This is a genomic window from Leisingera sp. (genome assembly GCF_034669605.1).
In the GTDB taxonomy this organism is placed as follows: Bacteria; Pseudomonadota; Alphaproteobacteria; order Rhodobacterales; family Rhodobacteraceae; genus Leisingera.
In genome coordinates, this window is sequence record NZ_JAXMOX010000367.1 from 1 (window position 1) to 2021 (window position 2021).

Annotated in this window: 2 protein-coding genes and 1 pseudogene; all 3 read right to left on the reverse strand. The window is 61.9% G+C overall.

The window, feature by feature from the left end; translation table 11 throughout:
* The coding region (locus VOI29_RS24305; RefSeq protein WP_323784442.1) for an aldehyde dehydrogenase family protein at positions 1-777 on the reverse strand (777 nt) is incomplete at its 3' end.
* Positions 778-783: 6 nt separating this feature from the next.
* Positions 784-1887, reverse strand: coding sequence for an aromatic ring-hydroxylating dioxygenase subunit alpha (locus VOI29_RS24310; RefSeq protein ID WP_323784444.1), 1104 nt, complete (start codon positions 1885-1887; stop codon positions 784-786).
* Positions 1884-2021, reverse strand: a pseudogene (locus VOI29_RS24315) (silent information regulator protein Sir2); the annotation flags it as partial. The gene VOI29_RS24310 and the pseudogene VOI29_RS24315, both read right to left, overlap by 4 nt.

Here is a 2021-nt window from a genome sequence, read left to right on the forward strand (position 1 = left end):
GGCGGCGGATTTTCCTCCGAGTTCAAGCATGCAAGGCACCACGTTCTGCGCTGCCGCGGTGGCGATGCGGATGCCAGTGGGGACGGAGCCGGTGAAGACGATCTGGTTGACCTGCGGATGACCCGACAGAGCGGCGCCCGCCTCGTGCCCGTATCCGCACAGGATATTGACCGCACCCGCCGGAAAACCGGCAGCCTCGGCCGCGCGGGCAAGCCAGGCGTTGGTGAGCGGGGTAAGCTCGGGCGTCTTGATCACGCAGGCGTTGCCGGTGGCGAGGGCCGCGGAGAGCGAGCGCGCGGTCATCTCCACCGGGTAGTTCCAGGGGATGATCTGGGCGGAGACGCCCATCGGCTCGTTCTCGGTCCAGTCGAAATAGCCGCCGCCCAGCGGGATCGAGCGGCCCTCCACCGTGCTGGCCTGATTGCCGTAATATTCGAAATAGAGGGCGGCGCCCTCCACCTCGATCCGGGATTCCCAGAGCGGCTTGCCCTGTTCCAGGGTCAGGACACGGGCGATCTCGTCGAGATTGTCGAGGAGGTAGCGGCCCATAGCCTGCACCATGCGCCCGCGCTCAATCGGGCGCAGTGCCGACAGTTCGCCGGACAGGTGCAGGCGGCGGGCGGCCTGCACGGCACGGTCCACGTCGGCGGCATCGGCCAGCGCCTGGCGGGCCAGCAGTTCGCCGTTGGCGGGGTTGGTGACATCGATCCACCCTGCCCCGCCAGACATCCATTCACCGTCGATATAGTTCAGCCATTCGGCATCAAGCTGTATCATAACCGTTCAAGTCCCTGCTGCTGCGAGGTCGCGGTCTGCCGCTTCGCGCATCCATTTCTGAAGATGCAGGATGGAGTGTTCCGAGTTCACTCCGCAAGCGGGATCAACCACCAAAGGCCCGGGAACATAGCCGCGGCTTTTGAGGCCCCGCTGCACCGATTCCACCAGGTGGATGTCTTCCTCGACCGTGGTTGCGCGGTCCTGCACTGCCATGCGGCGCACGGTTTCATTGTCCTCGCCGCCGATGGAGTACCAGCCGCGCCAGACCACCACATGACCGGCATCCACTGCCCGCCAATGATAGGTATTCAGAAGATTACCCGGATAGACCTGGAAGGAGAACATCGGCCAGAGGAACCAGCTTGAATATTTGCCGTTGTTTTCGAACCCCGAGTTGATGTCATAGGTCATCTGGTCCTGGGCGTTGCACTCGGTGGTGTGGCGCAGGCAATAGCCCTGGGGCTGGATGTCATAGGTTTCCGGCTTGATCACCCCGGTGGCGAACGTCGGGTGGTTGAGGCTGCAGTGGTAGCATTCGGAGTAGTTTTCGACCGAAACCTTCCAATTGCAGTTCTCCGGGATATCGACCCATTCCAGCGGCTTCAGGTCACCCCAGTTTGGCACGAAGCTTTCCAGCTCGCTCCGGACATTGGGAAACCAATCATCCATCGGCTTCGCTTCAGGATCGAGGTTCACAAAGATGAAGCCAAGGAACACCTCGGTCCGCACCCCAGTCAGGCAGATCTTGGTTTTGTCGAACCCCTGAACCGCCTTGATGTTCGGACCGGCGCGCAACTGGCCGGTAAGCTCATAGGTCCAGGCATGATACGGGCAGACCACAACCCGCGTGGTGCCTTCACCGGAAACCAGCTGGTGGGCGCGGTGCTGGCAGACATTATAGAAGGTGCGGATCTCGCCATCGCGGCCCCTGATGCTGAACAGGCTTTCACCGGCCAGTTCAAAAGCAAAGTAGTCGCCTGGATTTTCCAGCTGGCTGGCATGGCCTGCAAATTGCCAGCTGCGGGCCAGCAGGCCATTGCGTTCGGCCTCGAAGACGGCCGGGTCGGTGTAGTACCGCGCCGCGAGGGAATGGGTCGGGGCTGCGTTCATTCAGGGTCCTCCGCGTAGATGCCCAGCTGGTGCCTGCGTTTGTGAAATTTCTCCACCCGCTCGACGATTTCCTCGCTGGAGACGGCAATCACAAAGGACAGCAGCGTTTCCAAAAAGGCGATGGTCGAGACGGA

What these genes read in the sequence shown, in the direction of transcription:
- VOI29_RS24310 (WP_323784444.1), bottom strand. Translation starts at nt 1,887, where the DNA reads ATGAACGCAGCCCCGACCCATTCCCTCGCGGCGCGGTACTACACCGAC.